The 22,528-nt window shown below is 59.2% G+C and carries 23 protein-coding genes; 9 read left to right on the top strand and 14 right to left on the bottom strand.

The genetic code is table 11. From position 1 onward, the window contains the following. Positions 1–101: 101 nt before the first annotated feature. The 3 genes from L4923_RS02430 to rsmA are packed head-to-tail and all read left to right on the top strand — an operon-like array spanning position 102 to position 2,941. Entirely contained in the window at positions 102–1,037 is a 936-nt protein-coding gene (locus L4923_RS02430) for a peptidylprolyl isomerase (RefSeq protein WP_239361811.1), read from the top strand. Positions 1,038–1,043: 6 nt separating this feature from the next. Next, complete coding sequence (gene pdxA, locus L4923_RS02435; protein WP_425530892.1) at positions 1,044–2,069, top strand: 4-hydroxythreonine-4-phosphate dehydrogenase PdxA; 1,026 nt, start codon at positions 1,044–1,046, stop codon at positions 2,067–2,069. Further along, positions 2,066–2,941 carry a 16S rRNA (adenine(1518)-N(6)/adenine(1519)-N(6))-dimethyltransferase RsmA gene (gene rsmA, locus L4923_RS02440; RefSeq protein ID WP_239361813.1) on the top strand — a complete coding sequence of 292 codons (876 nt, stop codon included), beginning with the start codon at positions 2,066–2,068 and terminating at the stop codon, positions 2,939–2,941. Before pdxA ends, rsmA begins: the two co-directional genes overlap by 4 nt. Before the next feature lie 71 nt (positions 2,942–3,012). On the opposite strand, the gene L4923_RS02445 is transcribed toward rsmA, so the two are convergent. The 8 genes from L4923_RS02445 to fabD all read right to left on the bottom strand — a co-directional run bounded on the left by L4923_RS02445 (position 3,013) and on the right by fabD (position 10,285). Next, positions 3,013–3,726, bottom strand: a complete 714-nt coding sequence (locus L4923_RS02445) for a DNA helicase (protein WP_239361814.1) — start codon at positions 3,724–3,726, stop codon at positions 3,013–3,015. A 197-nt stretch (positions 3,727–3,923) separates the two neighbouring features. After that, on the bottom strand, positions 3,924–4,577 hold the full coding sequence (gmk, locus tag L4923_RS02450) for a guanylate kinase (protein ID WP_239361816.1): 654 nt from the start codon (positions 4,575–4,577) through the stop codon (positions 3,924–3,926). Positions 4,578–4,580: 3 nt separating this feature from the next. Next, positions 4,581–5,471 (bottom strand): YicC/YloC family endoribonuclease, encoded by an 891-nt coding sequence (locus L4923_RS02455; protein ID WP_239361818.1) that lies wholly within the window; start codon positions 5,469–5,471, stop codon positions 4,581–4,583. 20 nt (positions 5,472–5,491) lie between these two features. After that, positions 5,492–6,703: an endolytic transglycosylase MltG gene (gene mltG, locus L4923_RS02460; RefSeq protein WP_239361819.1), complete on the bottom strand. Its 1,212-nt coding sequence runs from the start codon at positions 6,701–6,703 to the stop codon at positions 5,492–5,494. 110 nt (positions 6,704–6,813) lie between these two features. Beyond that, positions 6,814–8,076 carry a beta-ketoacyl-ACP synthase II gene (gene fabF, locus L4923_RS02465; protein ID WP_239361820.1) on the bottom strand — a complete coding sequence of 421 codons (1,263 nt, stop codon included), beginning with the start codon at positions 8,074–8,076 and terminating at the stop codon, positions 6,814–6,816. Between the two features lie 34 nt (positions 8,077–8,110). Beyond that, on the bottom strand, positions 8,111–8,347 hold the full coding sequence (locus L4923_RS02470; RefSeq protein WP_006203723.1) for an acyl carrier protein: 237 nt from the start codon (positions 8,345–8,347) through the stop codon (positions 8,111–8,113). 205 nt (positions 8,348–8,552) lie between these two features. Beyond that, positions 8,553–9,290, bottom strand: a complete 738-nt coding sequence (gene fabG, locus L4923_RS02475) for a 3-oxoacyl-[acyl-carrier-protein] reductase (RefSeq protein WP_239361821.1) — start codon at positions 9,288–9,290, stop codon at positions 8,553–8,555. A 53-nt stretch (positions 9,291–9,343) separates the two neighbouring features. Next, positions 9,344–10,285, bottom strand: a complete 942-nt coding sequence (gene fabD / locus L4923_RS02480; RefSeq protein ID WP_239361822.1) for an ACP S-malonyltransferase — start codon at positions 10,283–10,285, stop codon at positions 9,344–9,346. Positions 10,286–10,556: 271 nt separating this feature from the next. On the opposite strand from fabD, the gene L4923_RS02485 reads away from it, so the two are divergent. After that, on the top strand, positions 10,557–12,455 hold the full coding sequence (locus L4923_RS02485; protein ID WP_239361823.1) for an LTA synthase family protein: 1,899 nt from the start codon (positions 10,557–10,559) through the stop codon (positions 12,453–12,455). Positions 12,456–12,609: 154 nt separating this feature from the next. Continuing rightward, complete coding sequence (gene rpmG, locus L4923_RS02490) at positions 12,610–12,777, top strand: 50S ribosomal protein L33 (protein ID WP_040995604.1); 168 nt, start codon at positions 12,610–12,612, stop codon at positions 12,775–12,777. A gap of 489 nt (positions 12,778–13,266) precedes the next feature. On the opposite strand, the gene L4923_RS02495 is transcribed toward rpmG, so the two are convergent. Together L4923_RS02495 and L4923_RS02500 are read right to left on the bottom strand one after the other, a co-directional pair. Further along, positions 13,267–14,640, bottom strand: coding sequence for a PleD family two-component system response regulator (locus L4923_RS02495; protein ID WP_239361824.1), 1,374 nt, complete (start codon positions 14,638–14,640; stop codon positions 13,267–13,269). 33 nt (positions 14,641–14,673) lie between these two features. Further along, entirely contained in the window at positions 14,674–15,045 is a 372-nt protein-coding gene (locus tag L4923_RS02500; RefSeq protein ID WP_024926172.1) for a response regulator, read from the bottom strand. Positions 15,046–15,285: 240 nt separating this feature from the next. Between L4923_RS02500 and L4923_RS02505 the strand changes: the two genes are divergently transcribed. Together L4923_RS02505 and L4923_RS02510 are read left to right on the top strand one after the other, a co-directional pair. Continuing rightward, a complete protein-coding gene (locus tag L4923_RS02505; protein WP_239362059.1) occupies positions 15,286–15,585 on the top strand; it encodes a DUF3572 domain-containing protein in 300 nt (99 codons plus the stop codon). After that, positions 15,582–16,235, top strand: coding sequence for a hypothetical protein (locus L4923_RS02510; protein ID WP_239361825.1), 654 nt, complete (start codon positions 15,582–15,584; stop codon positions 16,233–16,235). The genes L4923_RS02505 and L4923_RS02510 overlap by 4 nt, the downstream gene beginning before the upstream one ends. A 131-nt stretch (positions 16,236–16,366) precedes the next feature. On the opposite strand, the gene L4923_RS02515 is transcribed toward L4923_RS02510, so the two are convergent. Both L4923_RS02515 and L4923_RS02520 read right to left on the bottom strand, forming a co-directional pair. Continuing rightward, positions 16,367–17,965, bottom strand: coding sequence for a hypothetical protein (locus L4923_RS02515; protein WP_239361826.1), 1,599 nt, complete (start codon positions 17,963–17,965; stop codon positions 16,367–16,369). Between the two features lie 166 nt (positions 17,966–18,131). Beyond that, positions 18,132–18,707, bottom strand: a complete 576-nt coding sequence (locus L4923_RS02520) for a GNAT family N-acetyltransferase (protein ID WP_239361827.1) — start codon at positions 18,705–18,707, stop codon at positions 18,132–18,134. Between the two features lie 64 nt (positions 18,708–18,771). Between L4923_RS02520 and L4923_RS02525 the strand changes: the two genes are divergently transcribed. Together L4923_RS02525 and L4923_RS02530 are read left to right on the top strand one after the other, a co-directional pair. Beyond that, positions 18,772–20,136 carry a DNA polymerase IV gene (locus L4923_RS02525; RefSeq protein ID WP_239361829.1) on the top strand — a complete coding sequence of 455 codons (1,365 nt, stop codon included), beginning with the start codon at positions 18,772–18,774 and terminating at the stop codon, positions 20,134–20,136. A gap of 85 nt (positions 20,137–20,221) precedes the next feature. Beyond that, positions 20,222–21,103, top strand: coding sequence for a DMT family transporter (locus L4923_RS02530; protein WP_239361831.1), 882 nt, complete (start codon positions 20,222–20,224; stop codon positions 21,101–21,103). Positions 21,104–21,116: 13 nt separating this feature from the next. Here the strand turns inward: L4923_RS02530 and L4923_RS02535 are convergent, their stop codons facing one another. Next, a complete protein-coding gene (locus L4923_RS02535; protein ID WP_239361832.1) occupies positions 21,117–21,623 on the bottom strand; it encodes a hypothetical protein in 507 nt (168 codons plus the stop codon). Positions 21,624–21,696: 73 nt separating this feature from the next. Continuing rightward, complete coding sequence (locus tag L4923_RS02540; RefSeq protein ID WP_239361833.1) at positions 21,697–22,500, bottom strand: potassium channel family protein; 804 nt, start codon at positions 22,498–22,500, stop codon at positions 21,697–21,699. Between the last annotated feature and the right edge of the window lie 28 nt (positions 22,501–22,528).

Genomic DNA, 22,528 nt, shown 5'->3' on the forward strand with positions numbered 1-22,528 from the left:
TTACCCCTTGCGGGACATGGTTTCGCCGCATAGGACGGGCAAGGAAATTTGTATCCGGCTCAGTGATGAGCCGGGATCGTAACGGATTTGGAACAGAGACGATGAGGAAACAGCTCTTTTCTGCGAGCCTTGCGCTTCTGGTTGCCACTGCAGGCATCTCGGTGATGGGGATGTCGCAGCCTGCTTTTGCCAGCGAAATCAAATACGTCGTCAACAATGTTGCCATTACCAGTGGCGACATCAAGAACCGGGCAGCCTTCCTGCGCCTGCAAAAACGCAAGGGCGACGCTGCCGACGAAATGATCGAGCAGACGCTTCGTCTCGCCGAAGCGCGCCGTCTGGGCATTCGCATTTCCGATCAGCAGGTGAACGACGCCTATGCGCGTTTCGCCTCCAACAACAAAATGCAGCTGGCCCAGCTCGACGGCGTCATGGACAAGTCGGGTGTCACCAAACAGCATTTCAAGGAATTCATCCGTGCCCAGATGGCTTGGAACCAGGCACTGAGCATGCGCTACCGCTCGGAACAAGGCGGTACCGGCATGAGTGAGCAGGATGCCGTGCGCAAGATGCTGCAGAAAGGCGGCAACAAGCCGTCCGCTACCGAATACCTGCTGCAGCAGATAATCTTTGTGGTTCCAGCGGCCGAACGCGGTGCGTTGATGGGCAAGCGCAAGCGCGAGGCGGAAGCAATGCGCGCCCGCTTCAACGGCTGCAACACCACGCGTGAGTTTGCCAAAGGCCTGATCGACGTCACAGTGCGCGATCTCGGCCGTGTGCTCGCGCCCCAGCTTCCGGCTGATTGGGCGGATCAGATCAAGGCCACCAAGGCCGGAGGCGCAACGAATGTGCGCGAAACCGACCGTGGCATCGAATTTATCGGTATCTGTTCGGCGCGCGAGGTTTCGGACGATAAGACAGCACAGCTGATGCTGCAGAACGAAGGCCTTGACGGCAAAAAAGACGATGCAGCTGATGCGCTGAGCAAGAAGTACGTATCCGAGTTGAAGGCCAAAGCCGTCATCGTGCAGCGCTGACGCGCCGTGCGCGGAACCAGTCTTCCATTGGCTCTGACTGTTGGCGACCCTTCGGGTGTCGGGCCCGAGATCGCTCTCGCAGCCTGGAACTGCCGCAAAGAGCTCGGCATTCCCGCGTTTTACCTGCTGGCCGACCCGGCGCTGGTTGCCGCGCGCGGCCACCGTGTCGGCACGAACGTCCCGATTGTCGAGACGACACCCAAGGAGGCCAGCACAGCCTTCGGCGTTGGCCTTCCCGTTGTGCCTCTTTCAGCCAAATTCAAAGATATGCCGGGGCGTCCTGACCCCGCTAACGCCGAAGGCGTGATCGAGGCCATCGACCGCGCCGTCGCGGACAGTTTTGCTGGACGTGCCGCGGGCATTGTCACCTGCCCCATCGCCAAAAAGCCGCTTTATGATGCCGGTTTCGGCTTCCCTGGCCATACCGAGTATCTGGCGCATCTTGCTGCACGTCATACCGGCGAAATGGCAATGCCAGTGATGTTGTTAGCAGGGCCGGAGTTGCGCACCGTTCCTGTCACCATTCACATTCCGCTTGCTGCGGCGCCGCAGGCGCTGACCACCGACTTGATCGTGGAAACCGCCCGCATTACAGCACGGGATCTAGAGGCTCGTTTCGGCATCGAAGTGCCTCGCCTTGCCATTGCTGGCCTCAACCCGCATGCCGGCGAAGACGGCTCCATGGGGATGGAGGATCTGGAAATCGTTGCTCCCGCTGTCCGGCTGCTGCAGGCCGAAGGCATCGACGCACGTGGACCGCTGCCTGCCGACACGTTATTCCACAAGCGTGCTCGCACGAGCTATGACGTGGCCCTATGCATGTATCATGACCAAGCGCTGATCCCGGCAAAGACGCTGGCCTTTGACGAGGCCGTCAATGTCACGCTTGGTCTGCCCTTTATCCGCACATCGCCAGATCATGGCACCGCCTTCGACATTGCCGGCAAGGGCATTGCGCGGCCAGACAGCCTGATTGCTGCGCTCAAGCTGGCCGCAGAGTTGGCCACCAACAGCAGGAGCGCGGCTGCATGAGCGCCGATGGCTTGCCGCCGCTTCGCGACGTGATCGAACGCCATGGCTTGCAGGCCAACAAGGCTCTCGGCCAGAACTTCCTGCTCGACCTGAATCTGACAGGCAAAGTGGCGCGAACCGCCGGCGATCTGAGCCAGACGACCGTCATTGAAGTTGGTCCCGGACCAGGTGGACTGACCCGAGCCCTACTCATGCATGGCGCACGACAGGTTATCGCCATCGAACGCGACGAGCGTTGTCTGCCCGCGCTTTCAGAAGTATCTGACCATTATCCCGGTCGGCTGGAAGTCATATCGGGCGATGCGCTCAAAACCGATTTTACGACCTTGGCGACCGATGGCCCGGTTAAGATCGTTGCGAATCTACCTTATAACATCGGCACCGAGCTGCTTATTCGCTGGCTGACCGTCGATCGCTGGCCGCCGTTTTATCAATCGCTGACGCTTATGTTCCAGCGCGAAGTAGCCGAACGAATCGTCGCGAAATCCAGTTCCAGCGCTTATGGCAGGCTTGGTGTCCTGGCTGGCTGGCGAACTGAGGCAAAAATCGCATTCGATGTACCGCCGCAGGCGTTTACACCTCCACCCAAGGTGACATCATCCGTCGTACATCTGGTGCCCCGCACGGTCCCTTTGCCGACGAACGTGAAGGTGCTTGGCCGCGTCACGGAAGCAGCCTTCGGACAACGCCGCAAGATGTTGCGGCAAAGTCTTAAAAGCCTTGGCGGTGAAAAACTGCTGGAGCGAGGCGGGATCGATCCGACCCGCCGCGCAGAGACACTGAGCGTCGAAGAATTCGTACGGCTGTCCGAACTGGTGCAGGACGGACTTGAGAGCGCTTCCAGTTTATCGGAAAACGCGGAAACGCTTTAACCTTTGGTTTTACGCAACTCCGAACGGCAAGCTGCTACGCACTTTCGCCGTTCGGCGTCGGTCCAGCGTCCTCAATTCAGGGTCTGGAACTGCATCTGGCCGTTGTTCAGGAAACAGATTTTGTCGAAGACGCCCGGGTCCAGGGGATTCGGCATGCGAATGTCGGCAATATCGGGAAACGGCTTGCTCGACGGATCATATGTACGGTCGATCTGAGAGATGAAGGCGAAGATCACTCCCCTCTGCCTGGCGAACGATTTCAACGCACCAAGCTGAACAATCAACTCCGGACTGGTACGCTTCTGGTCGAGCAACTGCAGATAGTCGATCGCAACAAAACTGCCGTAAGGCGCCTCTCTCAACTCGGCAATGATGTGGTTGGCATCGATCCCGTCGGACCCATCGAATTGAAACAGGTGGTCGAATCCCGCGGGTTCGACACCAAGCGCACGAAAACGATCGATAATGTCCTTATGGGTATATTCGAGCGAGAAGAACACCGCGCGATGACCGGCTTTCATCGCCTCGATAGCCAGTTCGAGGCTGAACAATGTCTTGCCGTGTCCTGGGCGCGCACCAACAAGCAACAAATCACCAGGTTGCAGCAACCTGAACACCCTGCCGGCTGTAGATATCGCCTCATGTCTGACCGCCAGCAAACTCCAACTTGCAAACCCTTCCTTGACGGCGGTGTAGTCGAGCGCGGCATGTAGCGGGATATTCTTCTCCCGCGCGAGACGCTTGGCCTGGCGCTTCAACTGATAGGCGGGAGCCGAAAGCTTCATCAAAACCTCCTATTGCGAGCGAACTTCGCAATCCCTCCTTATGCGTGGTGCTCGAACAGTGGGTTCGACGAGAATGGGCCCCGCATGGACAATGCTTCCCGGATGGAGGGTGGAGGCGCGGGCCAGCGCCGATTAAAAGCATAGCAAGGCTTCGCTGAGTCGAGAACTACCTTGGCGCCCGCTAGCGGCTGAAACGCTCAGACCGCTTCGTCCAGAAGGCCAGAGACGAAGTCGAACAGTCCTGGCCGGCGATCGCGGCGCAGGCGCTCGGCGGCAACGATGGCCCGTACTTCGGTGAATGCCCGATCGAGGTCGTCATTGATGATGACGAAATCATACTCGGTCCAATGCTCGATCTCGGTGCGTGCGTTTTTCAAACGCGTTTCGATGACCTGTTCCTGATCCTCAGCCCGTCGCTTCAGCCGCGCCTTCAACTCCTTCATCGATGGCGGCAGGATGAAGATCGAGACAATGTCGCCGCGCATCTTTTCCTTGAGCTGCTTGGCACCCTGCCAATCTATGTCGAACAGCATGTCACGCCCTTGGGACATAGCGCGCTCGGCGGGTTCGCGCGGGGTCGCATAGAAATTTCCATGCACTTCCGCCCATTCCAGCAATTCGTCGTTGTCGCGGAGCAGTTCGAATTCGCGGCGCGAGCGAAAATGATAGTGAATGCCGTCGATTTCACTGCCGCGGCGCGGTCGCGTGGTAACCGAAACGGAGAGTTCGAACCCCTGATCGCTCTCGATGAGATTGCGCGCGATGGTCGATTTGCCGGCACCGGACGGCGACGACAAAACGAGCATCAGCCCCCGGCGGCGGATGCGGGAACCGGTGTCCTTGACCACCATCTTCTACTCCAGATTCTGGACTTGTTCGCGAAACTGGTCGACGACGGCCTTCAGTTCCAACCCGATTGCGGTGACTGCGGCGGCATTCGACTTCGAACACAAAGTATTCGATTCGCGGTTGAATTCCTGCGCGAGAAAATCGAGTTTGCGGCCAATCGGGCCACCCGCGGCGAGGAGCGACCTGCCCGACGCCACATGCGTCTTCAAACGGTCGATCTCCTCGCGAATGTCGGCCTTGGTGGCAAGGAAAGCCGCCTCCATGTGGAGCCTCGCCTCGTCCAGCCCGGCGCTAGCGTCCATCAATAGGCGAACTTGTTCGGCTATCCGCTCGCGGATCGCGGCCGGTTGGCGCGAAGGATCCGCTTCGGCTTTCAGAGTGAGCGTCTCGATGGTGTCGAGATGGCTGAAGAGAAGCGCGCGCAAAGCCTCTCCTTCAGCTTTGCGCGCTTTGACAAGACCAGCAAGCGCCTCTTCCAGCGATTGCTCGATCGCCGAGTCCAGGGCGACACGCATCTCTTCCGTCTCAGCTGTTTCTGGCACGTCCAGCACACCGCGCAATGCAAGCAGACCGTCTGCCGTCGCAGGCGCAATACCGAACTGGTCCTGCAATCGCTTGGCCAAGCCAGCGATGTCTTTCAGGAATGCCTCATTCACCACCGGCTGAACTGCCTGGCTGGAAGAACGTCCCACGGTTAGCGTGGCTTGAAAATTGCCGCGGGAAAATTGCTTCTGGATCGCCTGGCGCGTCGCCTGCTCAAGCCTGTCGAACCCCTGCGGGAGACGCAGCCTGACCTCGACGCTCTTGCCATTGACCGACTTCACTTCCCAGGCGATGGCGGTGCCTTGATGATCCGCGGCTGCGCGCGCGAAGCCGGTCATACTCTGCAAATTCATGTCCCCGCCCCCGAAACGCCCTACTGGACCGTATTCGTACCTGTTGCGGCCGCATCACCGTTTGAAGGCTGCGTCGCGTTTCCAGCCTTGGCGGCTTCCTCGGCTTGCTTCTTCATCAAGGAGCGATAGCGGGCGACGTTTTGGTTGTGCTCATCCAGCGTGGCCGCAAAGACATGCCCACCATTGCCGTCAGCGACGAAATACAAATCCTTCGTCTTCGAAGGATTTGCCACGGCTTCGAGCGAGGCGCGGCCGGGGTTGGCGATTGGCGTCGGCGGCAGGCCACTGATCTGATAGGTGTTGTAGGGCGTCTTCTTGTCGATATCAGACTGATATATTGGGCGATCACCAGGTTTTCCCTTGCCGCCGAACAAGCCGTAGATGATCGTCGGATCCGATTGCAGGCGCATGCCTTTGCTGAGCCGGTTCAGGAATACTGCGGCAACACGCGAGCGCTCGTCACTGCGACCAGTCTCCTTTTCGACGATCGAGGCAAGAGTGACGAATTCATCGACATTGGCCAGCGGAAGGTCCGGTGAACGGCGCTTCCAGATCTCGTCGACAAGCTCCTTCTGGTCGGCCGAAAGCTTGTCGATCATCTGCTTACGCGTGGCGCCGCGCGTGAAACGCAGCGTATCGGTGGCGAGCGTCCCCTCCGGTGGAAGGCTCGCAGGCATATCACCGGTCAATGTTTCAGCTGTGGCGATGCGTTGGAAAGCCTGCTCAACCGTCAAGCCTTCCGGGATGGTGAGTGAATACATCACCGACTTGCCGCTCTTCAATAAATCCATGATCTCGCGCATCGAAGCGTGCGGCTTGATCTCATACTCGCCGGCCTTGAGCCCCTGGTCGTTGCCATAGGCACGCACACCGAGCCGGAAAATGCGTGCGTCGCTGATAAAACCACGACGCTCGAGCTGCTCGGCAATGTCCTGCACACCGCTGTTCGGACGGACCAGGAAAGTGTCGCCATTGGCCGCCGGTCCGGGCCCAAAGAATTCCTGCCGCCCGAAATAAACAGCTACGCCGGCAGCCAGAACCACCAGCATGATGCAGGAGATGAGGAAGTTCATGAAGACAACGATCTGGCTGCGCGAAGCACGTGAACGCTTAGCCGGAGGCGGAGTACCCGCTTCAGGACGGAGAGCCTCGCTTGCCGTCTTCGGGATGATCGGCGTGGAAGTCGCGGCGGCCTGGCTGACGTCCTCGTTGTTCGTCGGGGTCGTGTTCATGGCGCCCTACCGTATATCCTATCCACGAATCCCCCGAACGTAGCAGGGAATATGGCAAAAATGACGGATCACCCGTCCTGAGGCTGTGGTAGACCGACCGAGCCGGTCAATTAGCCATTATAGCGCTGGAAGACCAGCGATGCGTTGGTACCACCGAACCCGAAGGAATTGGACAGCGCGACATCGATCTGCCGCTGGCGCGGCGTGTTCGGAACGAGATCGATTGCCGTTTCGCGCTCGGGATTGTCCAGGTTGATCGTGGCTGGTGCGATATTGTCGCGTATGGCCAGGATCGAGAAGATGGCTTCGGCGGCGCCAGCAGCACCGAGCAAATGACCGATCGACGATTTCGTTGACGACATCGACACCTTGGAAGCGGCGTTACCGACCAGACGCTCCACGGCACCGAGCTCGATCGTGTCCGCCATCGTCGAGGTACCATGCGCATTGATGTAGTCGATGTCGGCAGCCGTCAGCTTCGCACGCTTCAAGGCCGCGGTCATGCAACGGAAAGCACCGTCGCCATCCTCGGCCGGCGCGGTGATGTGGTATGCATCTCCGGTCAGGCCATAGCCGGTGACTTCGGCATAGATCTTGGCGCCGCGTGCCTTGGCATGTTCCAGTTCTTCCAGAACGACCACGCCGGCCCCCTCGCCCATCACGAAGCCGTCGCGGTCGCGATCATAGGGGCGGGACGCTTTTTCGGGTGTGTCGTTGCGCTCGGTGGAAAGAGCGCGACAGGCGGCAAAACCAGCCAGTGAGAGACGCGTGACAGGGGCTTCCGCGCCTCCGGCGACCATCACATCGGCGTCGCCGAACTGAATCAACCTGGCAGCGTCGCCGATGGCGTGCGCGCCAGTCGAACACGCTGTCACGACAGCATGATTTGGGCCCTTGAGGCCGTGCCTTATCGAAACCTGTCCCGAGACGAGATTGATGATCTGTCCGGGGATGAAGAATGGGCTGATGCGGCGAGGCCCCTTCTCCTGAAGGATAAGGGCATTTTCAGCGATACCTTCAATACCGCCGATGCCAGAACCGATCATCACGCCGGTCGCACATTGCTCCTCGTGAGTTTTCGGCTGCCAGCCGGAATCCTTCAACGCTTCATCGGCGGCCGCAATCCCGTACAGGATGAAGTCGCCGATCTTTCGCAATTCCTTGGGCTCGAGAACGGCTTCCGGATTAAACGTAGCGTTCTCGCCATTGCCGCGCGGAATGACGTGCGCGATCTTGCAAGCAAGGTCTTCGACTTCGAACTCGGTGACGCGCCGAGCGGCGCTGCGGCCGCTCAGAAGTTCCCGCCAACCGTGCTCGACCCCGACGCCAAAAGGCGAAAGCAGGCCGAGGCCCGTAACGACGACGCGCCTCATTCCAAGCCCTTCCCGAAAACCTTTACCGGAAAGATCAGGCCGAGGCCTTGTCGATATACTTCACGGCGTCACCGACCGTGAGGATTGTCTCAGCCGCGTCGTCCGGGATTTCTACGCCGAACTCTTCCTCGAACGCCATGACAAGCTCAACCGTGTCGAGGCTGTCCGCGCCGAGATCGTCGATAAAGGAGGCCTGCTCCGTCACCTTGTCGGCATCGACGCCCAGATGCTCGATAACGATCTTTTTGACGCGCTCTGCGGTGTCACTCATGTTGGCATCCTTCGTTCTGTGATCTGTCTTCGTTAGCGGGCACAATGCCGCTAATCAAGCTGAAAGATAGGCCGGGCTAAAACACAACAATATCTCGCCGGCTTTTGCCCGAACCGCCGGGTTGCGGGCCGCATTACACGAAAACGGCTTGGCATCCAAGGCGTAGGCGTTGTTTTTCCAAAGCTGCGAGGGCTCGCAGCCCTAGTTAGATCATTGCCATACCGCCGTTGACGTGAATGGTCTGCCCCGTCACATAGGAGGCTTCCCCCGAGGCAAGATAAACAACTGCGGAGGCGACTTCGGCACTCGTTCCCATGCGCTTGGCGGGAATCGCAGCCATAATCGTCTCCTTCTGCTTCTCGTTCAGCTTGTCGGTCATAGCCGATTCGATGAAGCCGGGAGCCACGCAGTTGACAGTGACGTTGCGGGTGGCGATCTCCTGCGCCAACGACTTCGAGAATCCGATCATCCCGGCCTTCGAAGCGCAATAGTTGGCCTGCCCAGGATTGCCGGTCACACCCACGACGGACGTGATGTTGATGATGCGGCCATAGCGGCGGCGCATCATCGGATGCGTGAGCTCCCGGGTCAGCCGGAAGACGGCGGTCAGATTGACCTCGATCACGCTGTCCCAGTCGGCATCCGACATGCGCACGAAGAGGCCGTCCTTGGTAATCCCGGCGTTGTTGACCAGAATATCGACACCTTCGAGCTCGGCTTCGGCCTTCTGACCTAGCGCCTTGACCTCGTCACGATCGGACAGATTCGCCGGAAAAAGCTTGACGCGATCACCAAGTTCGGCAGCCAGCGTCTCGAGCTTCTCCACACGCGTGCCATGCAAACCGACGATTGCACCTTGCGCATGCAACACGCGGGCGATCGCCTCGCCAATGCCGCCCGAGGCGCCGGTGACGAGTGCCTTGCGACCAGTCAGATCAAACATGTTTCGTCCCTTTCAAGCACACCCTCACACAGGGAGAAGAATCGTCAGTTTCATCACGCCAGTGCCACTGTGGCGGCATCGATTTCAGCGGGATTGCCCACTGACGCAATCGCGATGTCGCGGTTGATACGCCGCGCCAGGCCGGAAAGCACTTTGCCTGCACCGATTTCATAAAGGGTGGTCACGCTGTTGGCGCCAAACCATTCCACCGTCTCACGCCAGCGCACACGGCCCGTCACCTGCTCGACCAACCGAGCAGCAATGATTTCTGGATCAGTGGTCGGTGAAACCGAAACGTTGGAAACCACGGGAACGCTAGGTGCGTTTTTAGCGACACCTGCCAGAGCCTCGCGCATGGCCTCCGCAGCCGGGGCCATCAGCGCCGAATGGAACGGCGCCGAAACCTGCAGCATCAATGCCCGCTTGGCGCCCTTTTCCGTGCAAAGTTTCGCAGCGAGTTCAACAGCGGCCTTGGCGCCGGAGATAACCAGCTGACCACCACCATTGTCGTTGGCGATCTGGCAAACCGAACCTTTGGCAGCTTCCGCACAGGCGATTTCGACGTCCGCCTGATCGAGTCCGATGATTGCCGCCATGGCACCCTCGCCGACCGGTACGGCCGACTGCATGGCATTGCCGCGGATACGCAACAGACGGGCAGCGTCGGCAACGGACACGAAACCGGCAGCCGCCAGGGCCGAATATTCGCCCAGGGAGTGGCCCGCAACATAGGCAACTCTATCCTTCAGCGAGAAACCGCGGGCTTCGAGCGCCCGGATCGTAGCCAGCGATACAGCCATCAGCGCAGGCTGTGCATTGGCAGTCAATGTCAGCGTCTCTTCCGGCCCTTCCCAAATCAAGGTGGACAGTTTTTCGCCAAGCGCCTCGTCGACTTCATCGAATATACGCCGGGCTTCCGGAAACGCATCGGCCAGATCTTTACCCATTCCGACCGACTGGCTGCCCTGCCCTGGAAAGGTGAACGCGACCGCCATAGAGAGCTCCAATTCCTTGATCTCGCCTGCCGTGTGCGCAAGCCGAGGCGACAAGTCAAGCCCGGCCGAGGCTTCGGGCGTCGATCCAAACCCCGCGTCGACACGTCTCGGGGCGATCAATCATGATGAAAATCGAACACGATTCGTTTGCTGGCTCTTCTAAATTTCGCCACAGGCGCTAGCTTTTTGTGACATTTGAGTGACAGTTGCGTGACGCCTTTTTTGCGGTCGGGGGACTTGTGAGTTGACGAAAGGATGGTCGAGGAGCCGCATGAGCGCGCCGAAGCACAGGTATGATGGTGTCGTTGCCGGGTTCGAGCCTGGCGAAGAAAAGCGTACCCTGCGCTATTGCCTGGTAACGCTGGCGGTTTCGGCCGTGCTGGTGTTTGCCATTGAGTTGATCTTCCGCGGCGACCTTGCAGCCACCTTCGGATTTTTTCTCCAGCCGTTCAAGCCTGGCTGGACAACGATCATCCTGTTCACCCTCATCCTGATCGGCCTCGATGCCTTGCTCGGACGCAACCATCAGAGCCTCATGATCTTCGCGCCCTTGACCCTGGCGCTCGCCTTCATCGGCCATCAAAAATCACGCTATCTCGGCGACCCGCTCTACCCGACCGACTTCCTCTATGCGCGACAGATCGTCGAACTCATGCCGCTGCTGGTCCGTGAGCGACCTTGGACGGGCGTAGCTCTGGCGGTTGGCATCATCGGCACGCTGGCCGCGTTGGTCACACTGTGGCGCACATGGCGTCGCCGGACGCCCGCCTTGCGCTACAAGGCACGGCTGGCGCGATTGACCGTTGCGATCCCACTCCTCGCCTTCTTCGTCTCCATTATGGACTATGCGACGTTTTCGTGGACGCGCGACCGGCTGCAGATCATTCCGATGATGTGGGACCAGAAGGAGAACTACAACTCCAACGGCTTCGCGCTGGCCTTCGCGCTGAATGTGCCGATGGCGCATGTCGCTGCACCGGCGGGATATTCGGACAAGGCGATCGCCGCCGTCGCCAGGCCCGTGGTTGGGGCAACGATACCGGAGGAAAAGCCGGACATCATCATGGTGATGAGCGAATCCTTCTGGGATCCGACGATCCTCCCTGGTGTCTCGATCAAGCCGGACCCGATCGCAACCGTGCGCAAGATCCGCTCGGGCTCCATGCTCTCGCCGGAATTCGGGGGCATGACCGCCAATGTCGAATTCGAGGCGCTGACCGGTTTTTCCAACGCTTTCCTGCCGTCGGGGTCGATTCCTTATCAGCAATATGTACGCGCCCCGGTGCCTTCGCTGGCCACCTTTCTGAAAAGCGAAGGCTATTCGGCGAGAGCTTTCCATCCTGGCACGAACTGGTTCTGGAACCGCACAGCCGTCTATACGGATTTCGGCTTCGATGACTTCCAGTCGGAAGAGACGATGCCCTATATGGAAAAGCGTGGGCCGCTCGCCTCCGACAAGGCGATGACCGATCAGCTTATTTCAGCGGCAGAGGTGTCCGAAGAGCCATTCTTCTTCTTCGCTGTCAGCCTTCAGAACCACGGCCCATACGAACCCAACCGCTATTTCGACCCCTCCCATACGGTGGAAGCGCCGATCAGCCAGTGGGCCAGGGATTCGCTTCTGTCTTACGCAGAAGGGGCCGCCGACGCTGATCGCAACTTGAAGCGTCTCATCGATTGGGCCGAGAAACGGAAACGTCCCACCGTCGTCGTCTTTTTCGGAGACCATCTGCCACCACTCGGTCCGGTCTATGTTGAAACCGGCTTCCTCAAGGACAATGTCGCGCCGCGCAGGGAAGCCCCCGACCAGATGAAGCTGCACCGCGAGACTCCGCTCGTCGTATGGTCGAACCGCACGGGCCTTACCAAGGATATCGGTTCGGTCAGCCCAGCGTTCCTGCCCTATCACATGCTGAAAGCTGCGGGGATCACGCACCCCTACTACACGGGCTTCCTCGGAGAAGTGAGCAAGAAATACAGCGCGGTAGACCGCAGCGTGTTGCTGGGCGTCAACAATGAGGCAGCCGTCGATTGGGCGAGGCAGAAGCAGATCGAGCCGCTGATCCGGGACTATCGCTATCTGCAGTACGACATGATGTTCGGCAAACGCTGGTCGGCACGGGATTTCTTCCCCGAGACGTTGAACCGGCTGGTCGCCCACACGAGTTAAGGAGCGGCGGCGGCCCGGCAATGTCCGGTCACAACCCGGCCCGGACTTGACTTTCCGGGCGCTTTCTTTATGTGTCCGGCCAAGTTTTCCGCGTCCGGGTGTTTACCCCGTGCTCCAGCGGCTCGAACTCCAAGAAAATCAACGGACGAACATCATGGCCAAAGCCGCGAACATCAAGATCAAGCTTCTGTCGACCGCCGATACCGGCTTCTTCTATGTGACGAGCAAGAACAGCCGCACCAAGACCGACAAGCTGTCATTCCGCAAGTACGACCCGATTGCCAAGAAGCACGTCGAGTTCAAGGAAACCAAGATCAAGTAATTCTGGTTTTCCAGTTGCATCGTTGACGCCGCCCCAGGGCGGCGTTTTTTGTTTTGCGTGTGTGCGCTTACACATCCAGGACGCCTCAATCGCCGCCGCGGCCCATCCGGGCCACTTGGCTCCGCGCCTACGGGCGCAGCGCCGGGTCGCGCGCCAACGGTCATTCTGAATGACCGTTGGTATAGGTGTTCAGTTGATGTCATGGAGCAGGAAGGGGGCCGGTCGGCGTGATGGCAGCGGTACGAGGAGGCCACTATATGCCAGCGCCGGCCGGCCGACCCCACGGACCCAGGAGATGCGGCGGACCTGAGCATCATGGGGTATAACTGAACTGCCGGCCTTGCCCCCGCCGACCCGTTCCCCGTTTTGCGCGTGCACATTTGCGCAAGCGCCGATGAAAAGCAATACTTTCTTAACCACGACCAGCGATTCGCGCCGGTTAAGGTAAACAGCTAGCGTTACCGATCGAAGTAATCGGCTTCCTTCCGCCTAAGCAGCTTTCGCTACCACGCGGTTGCGACCGCTGTTCTTGGCTTCATACAGGGCGATATCGGCCCTCTTGATCAGATCTTCCACAGTATCCGGTCCCTTGAGCAGGGACGAAACGCCGACACTGATGGTGACATCCACGGTCTTCCCGTCCCGCCCGATCGTGAACGGTGCGCGCGCGATTTCAGCACGGATGCGCTCGGCGACCTTTTCCGCCACGGCACCTTCGGTATCCGGCATCACGACCACGAACTCCTCTCCACCGAAGCGGCAGGCGAGATCGATGCCACGCACATTCTTGCGCAGCCGATGGGCAAATTCGCGCAGCACGTCATCACCGCCATCGTGCCCGTAGGTATCGTTGATCGACTTGAACCTATCCAGGTCGCTGATCATCATCGATAGAGGACGACGGCGCGCCACTGCCCTGTCGAACAGCGTCTGGAGGTGACTGTCCAGATAACGACGGTTGTGCAGGCCAGTCAGGCCATCGATCACAGCCATCTCGATGGTCTGTGTCACCGACGCGCGCAATTGATCGTTGTAGCGCTTGCGCCGGACCTGCGTACGCAAGCGCGCCAACAATTCGTGTGGGTCGATCGGTCGGGTCAGATAGTCGTTGATGCCAAGTTCCAGCCCGCGGATGACGCGCTCTTCTTCTCCCGGGTCGGCGAGCAACATGATCGGGACGAACCGCGTGCGATCCAGCGAACGCAATTGCGAACAGAGCCGAAGCGGATCGAAATCGGTAAAGTCGGTCGAAATCAGGATGCATTCATAAGGCGCTTCCGCGGCCTGGAAGAACCCGGCATGCGGATCCTTCACAGCATCCAGCACCGCTTTGTCACGCAGCACTTTCTGGATACGTTCCGCCGAACTCTGGCGTTCGTCAATCAAAAGAACCCGGGGCAAAGCGCTCAAATCGGCGAGGCTGCGGCTCAGCAACTCCTCAATGCCGATATTGCGTGTCGTGGATGCACGCAGGCGCAGTTCGTCGGTCAGCATCTTCAACCGCACGAGGCTCTTCACCCGCGTCATCAATTGCAGGTCATTGGCAGGCTTGGTCAGGAAATCATCGGCGCCAGCCTCCAGGCCGCGCACACGATCGCTCACCTGGTCCAGTGCAGTAACCATCACGACGGGAATGTGCGAGGTGGCTGGATCGCTTTTCAGCCGCCGGCACACCTCGAAACCGTCCATATCCGGCATCATCACGTCGAGCAGCACGACGTCGACCTTGCCGTTCTCGCAGGTTTCAATCGCATCCGGACCGTTCGAGGCTGTCAGCACATCGAAATATTCGGCCAGCAACCGAACCTCGAGCAACTTCACATTAGCCGGGACGTCGTCGACGACAAGAATGCGGGCTGTCATCTCATGCAACTCCGGACCACAATCGGGCAATCATCAGGCGTCACCCAGATAAGACTTTACCGTCTCTATGAAGCGCGGCACCGAGATCGGCTTGGAGATATATGCCTCACAGCCACCTTGCCGGATTCGCTCTTCATCGCCTTTCATGGCGAAAGCAGTGACGGCAATGACCGGAATGACGTGCAGTTCGTCGTCTTCCTTGAGCCATTTCGTCACCTCCAGCCCGGAAACTTCGGGCAACTGGATATCCATGAGGATCAGATCCGGTCGATGCTTACGTGCCAGATCAAGTGCTTCGAGACCATTGCGGGTGCGCACGGTTTCATAGCCGCTAGCCTCGATAAGGTCGCGAAAGAGCTTCATGTTGAGCTCGTTATCCTCGACGATCATTACCTTTTTCGGCATGAACTTCCCGCTCCGACGGCACTCCCGCTTGGAAACCGTCGCCAATGCGCTCCAACAGAGAGCGCCCAAACCAGGTTTACTTTAGCGCGAGATGATTGACGAAACGCAAACCGGCCGGCTGAACTCCGCACGGTTTGCTCGCGACAAAACAACGGTAACGCAACACAAGCCTTGCCCTTGGCGGAGCTTGTGACTACTTCCAGACGCAGACTCATCACCATTGTTGGGATCAAGGTAGCGATGGCAGACGCAGCGTCAATGCGTGAGCAGGCGGAGGCCCTCGCCGTCGAGGCTTTGGCTTTTGTGGCAAACGACGCCGAGCTGTTGCCCCGTTTCCTGGCGATCACCGGTATCGAGGCGAGCTCCATCCGCCGTGCAGCTGCCGAGCCCGGCTTTCTGGCCGGCGTATTGCAATTCATTCTGGCGCATGAACCAACGCTGATGCGCTTCTGCGAGCAAACCGGTACCCCTCCCGCATCGATTGGCAAGGCACTGCGCGCCCTGCCAAATGGCAACCAGGATTACGAGCGATCGACATGAGCGATGATCCCGAAACAGCCCGACAGATCGCTGAGCTCGCAAGTGACGATCGTCCTCTTCTCGTGCTCGACGTCGATGACGTGATCCTGGAGTTTATCCGACCTTTTCCGCGCTTCCTGGAAGTTCGTGGCTATGACCTGACCTTCGCTTCCTTCCGCCTCACTGGCAATGTCGCGGAAAAGGCTACCGGGCGCGTGGCCGAACAGCATGAGGTGCACACCCTGCTCGATGATTTCTTCGCCGGACAGGCCGAGTGGCAATACTTGGCCGAAGGTGCAGCGGATACGCTGCGTTCTCTCGAAGACAAGGCCGAAATCGTGCTTTTGACGGCGATGCCCCACAAGCACCGCTCAACACGCCGCGCCCACCTCGATCAGCTCGGGCTCACCTACCCACTGCTTACCACCGAAATGGCCAAAGGACCGGCAGTGGCGAAGCTGCGTGGCAGCACGGGACGACCTGTTGCCTTTGTTGACGACCAACCCAACAACCTGATCTCGGCGCGCGGTTCAGTTGCTGATGCGCATCTGTTCCATCTCATGGCCGACAACTCGCTGCGCGCGTTTCTGCCGCCATTGCCGGAGGACCTCATCGTGGTCCAGGATTGGCACGAAGCGGCGCCGAAAATTGCACAAGCGCTGGGTTTCTAGAAACAAAGAGTTGGAGCGCTTTCCATCAAGACAGGAACGCCTTAGGAAAGCCGCATAAAGGCCACTGCAGGAAAAAGCCCCGCTTGCGAACCGAGCGGGGCTTTTCTATGCGCAAGCAGGCAACCGGTGGGTTATTGTTGCGTAGGCTGCTGCGGAGCCTGTTCTTCTTGTGCCGGTTCAGTGGCATCTTGAGCAGGGTCAGTGCCTTCTTCCTGGATTGCGTCGCCAGCCGCGCCATCCTCGGCCGGATCGACAATCGGATCGGGTCCCTTGACGGTAACGCCATTGACGGCCACGCTGCCATCCGACTTACCGTTCAACACCCATTCAATACGGCCGTCCGGCAACGTCTTGGCAAATCCTTTCATTGCCAGCGCAGCGGTAACAGCATTGCTCGCATCCGGCGTCGTCTTGGCCGCCTCCTGCAGCGTCTCGACGATCTTATCGTAGCCCAAGACCGTAACGGTCAGATCCATATCCGGCTTCTTGGTTGGATCTGGCTTGTCGAACGGGAAACGAACCTCACCTTTAAAGGCGATCTCGGCATCCTTGTTCTTGACGATGCTGGGCTCGATCAGAATCTTCGGCGACTTGGCCAGGAACTCGGCACCGATCTTGTCACCGAAATCGGCTGGCAGCGGAGGCTCCTTAGTCAGGTCCAACGTGTCGATGGTCTTCCTGGCCATCGTGTCGAGGTCGAGATTCGAACCGCCGAAATTCAGTTCAACATCGGTCGGCAACAGTGAAATGCTCCAAGTCGGCAGCATCTGCCCAGCGCTTGCCGGGACGGTCAGGCCGCTGGCTTTGAAGCCATAGTTCAATTTACCGTTCTGGCTGACACCATCGGCGCCGAATTTAGCGACCAGTTCAGTCATGCCGAATTCGCCGAGCGGCGTACCAAGCTTGAAATCCTTGAAATTGTACGAGCCGTCGAAACGCTGCCAGACCGGCAATGCGGCCAGGAGCAACGTTTTCAGTTCAGCCTGGTTGGCCTTGACCTTGGCTTCGTCCTGATTGGCGACGCCAAAGGCGACGAGGTCGAGGATCGCCCGACTGCGCAGCCCCTTCGCTGTCGCGTCCACTACGAAGCTCGGCGCACGGAAGGTCAGCGGCACCTTCATGCCGCTTTCGGGATCGTCGATCGTCACCGTCTCGCTGAAATCGGCAACAGTCTGGTTCATAGTGAAATCGACACCGCCGTCGGCAGCCTTCCCGCCCGAGCCCGTCATTGTCGAAGCGCCGGCGCTGGCTTGCACGCTCGACTTCGGATCCTTCGACGACATGGTCATGCCGGCCATGGAGGACGTCATGCTGGTGAACGTCGCTAAAGCGGTGTCATAGACGCCCGAGAATTTGCCGTCCTTGATCTCGATCTCGGTGTTCTGCTGACCATCCGGAGTCTTGACCTCGAAGGTCCCCTTCGAGGGCAATGCACTCGACACGTCCCAGGCGCCATCGGCGCGCGGCTTCACGGCGAGCACATAGGCGGGCACGTCGAACTTGACGAAATCTTGCTTGGGCAGTGTGTTGACCAGCGCCTTGAAGTCGATTGTCAGTTGATAGGCATCGCCCTTCGGCTCAACCTTGATCACCCCCTTGTCGAAAGCCTGGCTGCCGAGATAGCGAGCGATGTCCTTCTGGACCTGGGCAGCACCCTGGCTATCGATGCTCTGGCCATAGGCCGGAGCGCAGATCGCCAGAGCAGAAACAGTCGTCAAAACACGGCGCACTTACATCTCCACTTTTATCGAGCAATGGAAAAGCCCATCCATTTGGGCTCCTTCGTATGAAATTACCGCCACAACCACAAGGCGACATGACGACCGGTTTCATTTCGAAATGATATGCTGAGGCAGCCGTTTCGCGGCTTTCGCACCCAACGCCCCAAACTCGGCGCTAGAGAACGAGTCGCATCAAGGGGCGCCCTGCTTTGCGTTCGGCCAATCGCTCGAAGCCAGCCTTTTCGAAGACCCGAGATGAACCGACGAAAAGGCCAACCGAGCGAGAATCCCTTGAAAGATCGATCGGACAGGCCTCGATTTGCCTTGCGCCACTGGTGCGGGCGAAATCGATGCCACCAGCAACCAGCCGATGCGTCAGCCCCTGCCCGCGTGCTTTCGCACGGATGAAGAAGCAGGAAATGGCCCAGACTGCGGGATTATCAGCATCCTTGAGATCGATCGGCGCTGATCCTCTGCCCTTGTTGTTCCATTCGGGCACGTCAGCGCGCGGACCGATCTGCATCCAGCCATGCGCCGTACTGTCCTCTATGGCGAGCAGACCAGGCGGCGGCCCCGCTTCGATTCGCGCCTTGATGTGATCTCTGTTGCTTTGGCGGTTGCTCGCTCGTCGCGCTGCCGGCGCGAGCCTGAAATGCGTGCACCAGCAGCCGTAACAGGCACCTTGCTTGCCGAAGAGATCTTCGAATTGCGGCCATAGATCTGGCGTCAACGGAAGAATTTCGATGTTCATGACTTGTCCCTCCGGTCGCCTTGCGAGGCCCGGCCGTGTAGACTAGGTTACATGTGTTCCCTTTATGTTCGCAGCGATGGCGGCCCCTGTCAACGATCCCGAGCATGGTTTTTGTCGCGACTGCCTGACGCTTCAGCGCGGCAGGACGATGCGTTGCGAGCGTTGCGGCAGCCCCCGCATCGTCCGCCACCCTGAACTTCACAAACTGCATATCGCCCATATCGACTGCGACGCCTTCTACGCCGCGGTCGAAAAACGTGACAATCCAGCCTTGCGCGATAAGCCGGTGATCATCGGAGGGGGTAAGCGCGGTGTGGTGTCGACTGCCTGCTACATCGCTCGCATCCAGGGTGTGCGCTCGGCAATGCCGATGTTCAAGGCTCTGGAAGCCTGCCCCGAAGCGATCGTCATCAAGCCGGACATGGAAAAATATGTCCGCGTCGGTCGCGAGGTGCGTGCCATGATGTTCGCGCTTACCCCGCAGGTCGAACCGATCTCGATCGACGAAGCGTTCCTCGATCTCGCAGGCACCGAAAAGCTGCATGGCTTGCCGCCCGCCATGGTGCTTGCGCGCTTCTCGCAGGCGGTCGAAAAGGAAATCGGGATTACCGTTTCGGCAGGCCTTTCCTACTGCAAATTCCTGGCCAAGATCGCATCCGATTTCCGCAAGCCTCGTGGCTTCGCGATCATCGGCAAAGAGGAGGCCGTGTCGTTCCTTGCAGACCAGCCGGTGACCATGATCTGGGGTGTCGGCAAAGCGTTTTCCGAAGTTCTGGCACGCGATGGCATCCGAACGATCGCGCAACTGCAGAAAATGGAACGCAGCGATCTGATGGGACGCTACGGTGTCATGGGCGATCGGCTCTATCGTTTGTCACGCGGGCAGGACGATCGCCGTGTCGAGCCCGATCACGATGCCAAGAGCGTCTCCGCCGAGACCACCTTCGACACCGACATTGCCACGATGGACGACCTTGTGCCGGTGCTGCGTGCCTTGTCCGAAAAAGTCTCGACGCGCCTGAAGAAGGCCAACCTTGCCGGGCGCACGGTGGTGCTCAAGCTCAAGAGCCAGGATTTCAAGATCCGCACACGCAATCGTCAGCTTGGCGACCCAACCCGCCTCGCCGATCGGATCTTCTCGACCGGGCTCGACCTCCTGCGCAAGGAAACCGACGGCACCAAATACCGGCTTTTGGGTATCGGCGTCAGCGATCTTTCAGATGATGGAAAGGCCGATCCGCCTGACCTTGTCGACATGCAGTCGCGCAAGCGTGCACTGGCCGAGGGTGCGATCGACGCCTTGCGCGACAAATTCGGGCGAAAGGCGGTAGAGACCGGCTACACCTTCGGCAAAGGTCATCGCGGCCGCCCTTCACGTCCCGACGAAGACGAAGGACCGGAGGTGCAACATCCCTGGGAGCGCATTTGAAGCCCCGAAAGTTCCGCTTTGTGGCTCATGTGAAAAGCCGGCCTAGTGATTGTGGCATGGTGATCGTTCTGCCAGACAATCGGCAATGACACCCACTCCCTCGATCCCCAAAGCCGCATTCTGGATGGCGCTGTCGATTGCGTCGTTCCTGCTGATGTCGGTAGCAGGCCGCACGACAACCACCGTACTCAGCGTGTTCCAGGTGCTGGAACTGCGCTCGATCATCGGCTGGGTCATCCTGCTGCCGCTGGTTCTTGCCAGAGGCGGCTTTGCAGCAATGGCATCGCAGCGATTGCCGCTGCATATAGCGCGCAACATCGTCCACTATGTCGGCCAGGGTGCGTGGCTCTATGCTTTGACGTTGATCCCACTCGGCGTGCTCGTGTCGATCGAGTTCACCACGCCAATCTGGACAGCGCTGCTGGCTTTCTTGTTCCTTGGCGAAAAATTGAACCGCGGCCGCATTGCCTCGATCATCTTCGGCCTGATCGGCGTCTTCATCATCGTGCGACCGAGCGCAGGCTCCATCGAGTCGGGCCATCTCGTCGTGTTGGGCGCAGCCATGTGTTTTGGCGCTTCGGTGGTGATGGTGAAAGCACTCACCCGTACCGACAGCGTGGTGCGCATCATCTTCTGGATGCTGGTGGTGCAATCGGTGTTGGGACTGGTTCCGGCACTTATCGAATGGCGCAACCCGCCGCTCGAAATCTGGCCTTGGCTGCTTGTCATCGGCTTCACCGGCATGTCTTCGCATTTTTGCATGGCGCGAGCGCTCACTTATGCGGACGCCACTTTGATCTCACCGATGGATTTCCTGCGCGTACCGTTGTCGGCACTGATCGGGTGGCTGCTCTACAAGGAGCAGATCGACATCTTTACCGCAGGCGGGGCAGCGCTGATCCTGACGGGTAATCTGCTCAACTTGCCGTGCCGTTCGGCGAAAATGGCTGCGGCGACGGCAGATTGACCTAAACCGAGGGTCAGTTTCGCTTCAAATCGACCTGGGCGGTAATCACCGATTTGCCTGTCGTCGCGTCCTTGTCGACGGTGACGATACGCATGGCATCTTGCCCAAGCTTTTCAACACGCATTTCGGCGTTCCGATCGCCATTGACCGGTTTGGCCCAACGGATACCAAGGCTGAGCACATCTCCCCGGCGTTGGCCGGAAAGCGCGGCAGGGCCGGTTCTTGAGCCTATATAGGTTCCTCCATAGCGCGGCCCTTCGGCCTTCAAGCGGACGCCGATGCTGCGCGAGATCAACACCAATCCCTGGCAATTGCCATCGAGCGTGAGCGAGGCGGAGTTTGCCTTGGCGGCAAAGGAACAGGAAACGCTGACTGCCGGTGCTTTGGTGTTGACGCGGAAACTGCCCTTGCCGGTCCATTTGCCGCCCAGCGAGGTGAGGAAGGCTGGCTCGGCGGCGTTCGAGGGTTGTGTCAGAAGCAAGCTAGCCAGCGCTGCAGTCAGGTAAAAACGGATCGGCATTCATTTCCTCCCTTGAATCACGAGAACCCTGCTTCGCTTTTCGTCATCCTGTATTTCAGTTTTGTGTCAGCGGTCAGTCGCCCTCGTCCGGTATATTGAGAACATGACCGCAAGCCTTGCAATGCACTGCATCGGGTTCGTGGCGCTGCAATCCGCATTGCGGGCATGGAAACAGCACCTTGCCTGGACGGACGACAGCTTGAGCCAAGCGCACAAACAGCGAGATACCGGTGATCATGGTGACGATGGCCGTGAGCTTGCCGGCTATGCCCGGTAGCACGATATCGCCGAAACCGGTGGTCGTCACTGTCGCCACAGTGAAATAGAGCGCATCGACATAGCCGGCGAGACCGGACCCCTCCCTGAAGAAAAAGGTGTAGACGAATCCGGTTACCACGAACAGGAAGGTCAGCAGATTGACGACCGCCTGCGTGGTCTCTCGCCATGCAAGGAATCGGCCGGCACCGAGGTGCCGCCACAACACGCCGCGGCGAGACAGCGACCAGAGCCGCAAGATGCGCAGGAAGCTGAGGTTGGCGAGCGCTGTCGGGAACAGCAGGGTGAGCAGGACAAAGACATCGACCCAGCTCGTCGGCTGCCGCATCAGACGCAACATATCCGTCGAAGCAAGCAGGCGCGCCAGGAGATCAGCAGCGACGAGTATCGCCACGGCATAATCCAGCCACAGAAAAGAAGCCGAGTCCTGCAGCAGTGGTGTGGCGATAAAGAAGGCGATGGTGATAAGGTCGATCAAAGCCGCCATGGCCTGAAAGCGAACGGCTTCAGGCGCGTGGCCGTGATAAAGACGGCGCAAACGATCGCGCAGTCTCGTGAGAAAAGAGTCGTTCGCGACTTCAGGCTTCGCTTCAGATGCCATTGCTATCGGGTAGCGTCAGCCACGCCGC

Source organism: Terribium retamae (assembly GCF_022347545.1).
Classification (GTDB): domain Bacteria; phylum Pseudomonadota; class Alphaproteobacteria; order Rhizobiales; family Rhizobiaceae; genus Mesorhizobium; species Mesorhizobium retamae.

Bases quoted from the DNA above. Each gene is read 5' to 3' on its own strand.
- fabF (WP_239361820.1), bottom strand. From the start codon at position 8,076: ATGAGGCGCGTCGTCGTTACGGGCCTCGGCCTGCTTTCGCCTTTTGGC.
- L4923_RS02500 (WP_024926172.1), bottom strand. From the start codon at position 15,045: ATGCCGAAAAAGGTAATGATCGTCGAGGATAACGAGCTCAACATGAAG.
- rsmA (WP_239361813.1), top strand. From the start codon at position 2,066: ATGAGCGCCGATGGCTTGCCGCCGCTTCGCGACGTGATCGAACGCCAT.
- L4923_RS02520 (WP_239361827.1), bottom strand. From the start codon at position 18,707: ATGAACATCGAAATTCTTCCGTTGACGCCAGATCTATGGCCGCAATTC.
- L4923_RS02510 (WP_239361825.1), top strand. From the start codon at position 15,582: ATGAGCGATGATCCCGAAACAGCCCGACAGATCGCTGAGCTCGCAAGT.
- fabD (WP_239361822.1), bottom strand. From the start codon at position 10,285: ATGGCGGTCGCGTTCACCTTTCCAGGGCAGGGCAGCCAGTCGGTCGGA.
- fabG (WP_239361821.1), bottom strand. From the start codon at position 9,290: ATGTTTGATCTGACTGGTCGCAAGGCACTCGTCACCGGCGCCTCGGGC.
- L4923_RS02430 (WP_239361811.1), top strand. From the start codon at position 102: ATGAGGAAACAGCTCTTTTCTGCGAGCCTTGCGCTTCTGGTTGCCACT.
- L4923_RS02495 (WP_239361824.1), bottom strand. From the start codon at position 14,640: ATGACAGCCCGCATTCTTGTCGTCGACGACGTCCCGGCTAATGTGAAG.
- L4923_RS02525 (WP_239361829.1), top strand. From the start codon at position 18,772: ATGTTCGCAGCGATGGCGGCCCCTGTCAACGATCCCGAGCATGGTTTT.
- rpmG (WP_040995604.1), top strand. From the start codon at position 12,610: ATGGCCAAAGCCGCGAACATCAAGATCAAGCTTCTGTCGACCGCCGAT.
- L4923_RS02540 (WP_239361833.1), bottom strand. From the start codon at position 22,500: ATGGCATCTGAAGCGAAGCCTGAAGTCGCGAACGACTCTTTTCTCACG.
- gmk (WP_239361816.1), bottom strand. From the start codon at position 4,577: ATGGTGGTCAAGGACACCGGTTCCCGCATCCGCCGCCGGGGGCTGATG.
- L4923_RS02470 (WP_006203723.1), bottom strand. From the start codon at position 8,347: ATGAGTGACACCGCAGAGCGCGTCAAAAAGATCGTTATCGAGCATCTG.
- L4923_RS02485 (WP_239361823.1), top strand. From the start codon at position 10,557: ATGAGCGCGCCGAAGCACAGGTATGATGGTGTCGTTGCCGGGTTCGAG.
- mltG (WP_239361819.1), bottom strand. From the start codon at position 6,703: ATGAACACGACCCCGACGAACAACGAGGACGTCAGCCAGGCCGCCGCG.
- L4923_RS02455 (WP_239361818.1), bottom strand. From the start codon at position 5,471: ATGAATTTGCAGAGTATGACCGGCTTCGCGCGCGCAGCCGCGGATCAT.
- L4923_RS02530 (WP_239361831.1), top strand. From the start codon at position 20,222: ATGACACCCACTCCCTCGATCCCCAAAGCCGCATTCTGGATGGCGCTG.
- L4923_RS02445 (WP_239361814.1), bottom strand. From the start codon at position 3,726: ATGAAGCTTTCGGCTCCCGCCTATCAGTTGAAGCGCCAGGCCAAGCGT.
- L4923_RS02505 (WP_239362059.1), top strand. From the start codon at position 15,286: ATGGCAGACGCAGCGTCAATGCGTGAGCAGGCGGAGGCCCTCGCCGTC.
- L4923_RS02535 (WP_239361832.1), bottom strand. From the start codon at position 21,623: ATGCCGATCCGTTTTTACCTGACTGCAGCGCTGGCTAGCTTGCTTCTG.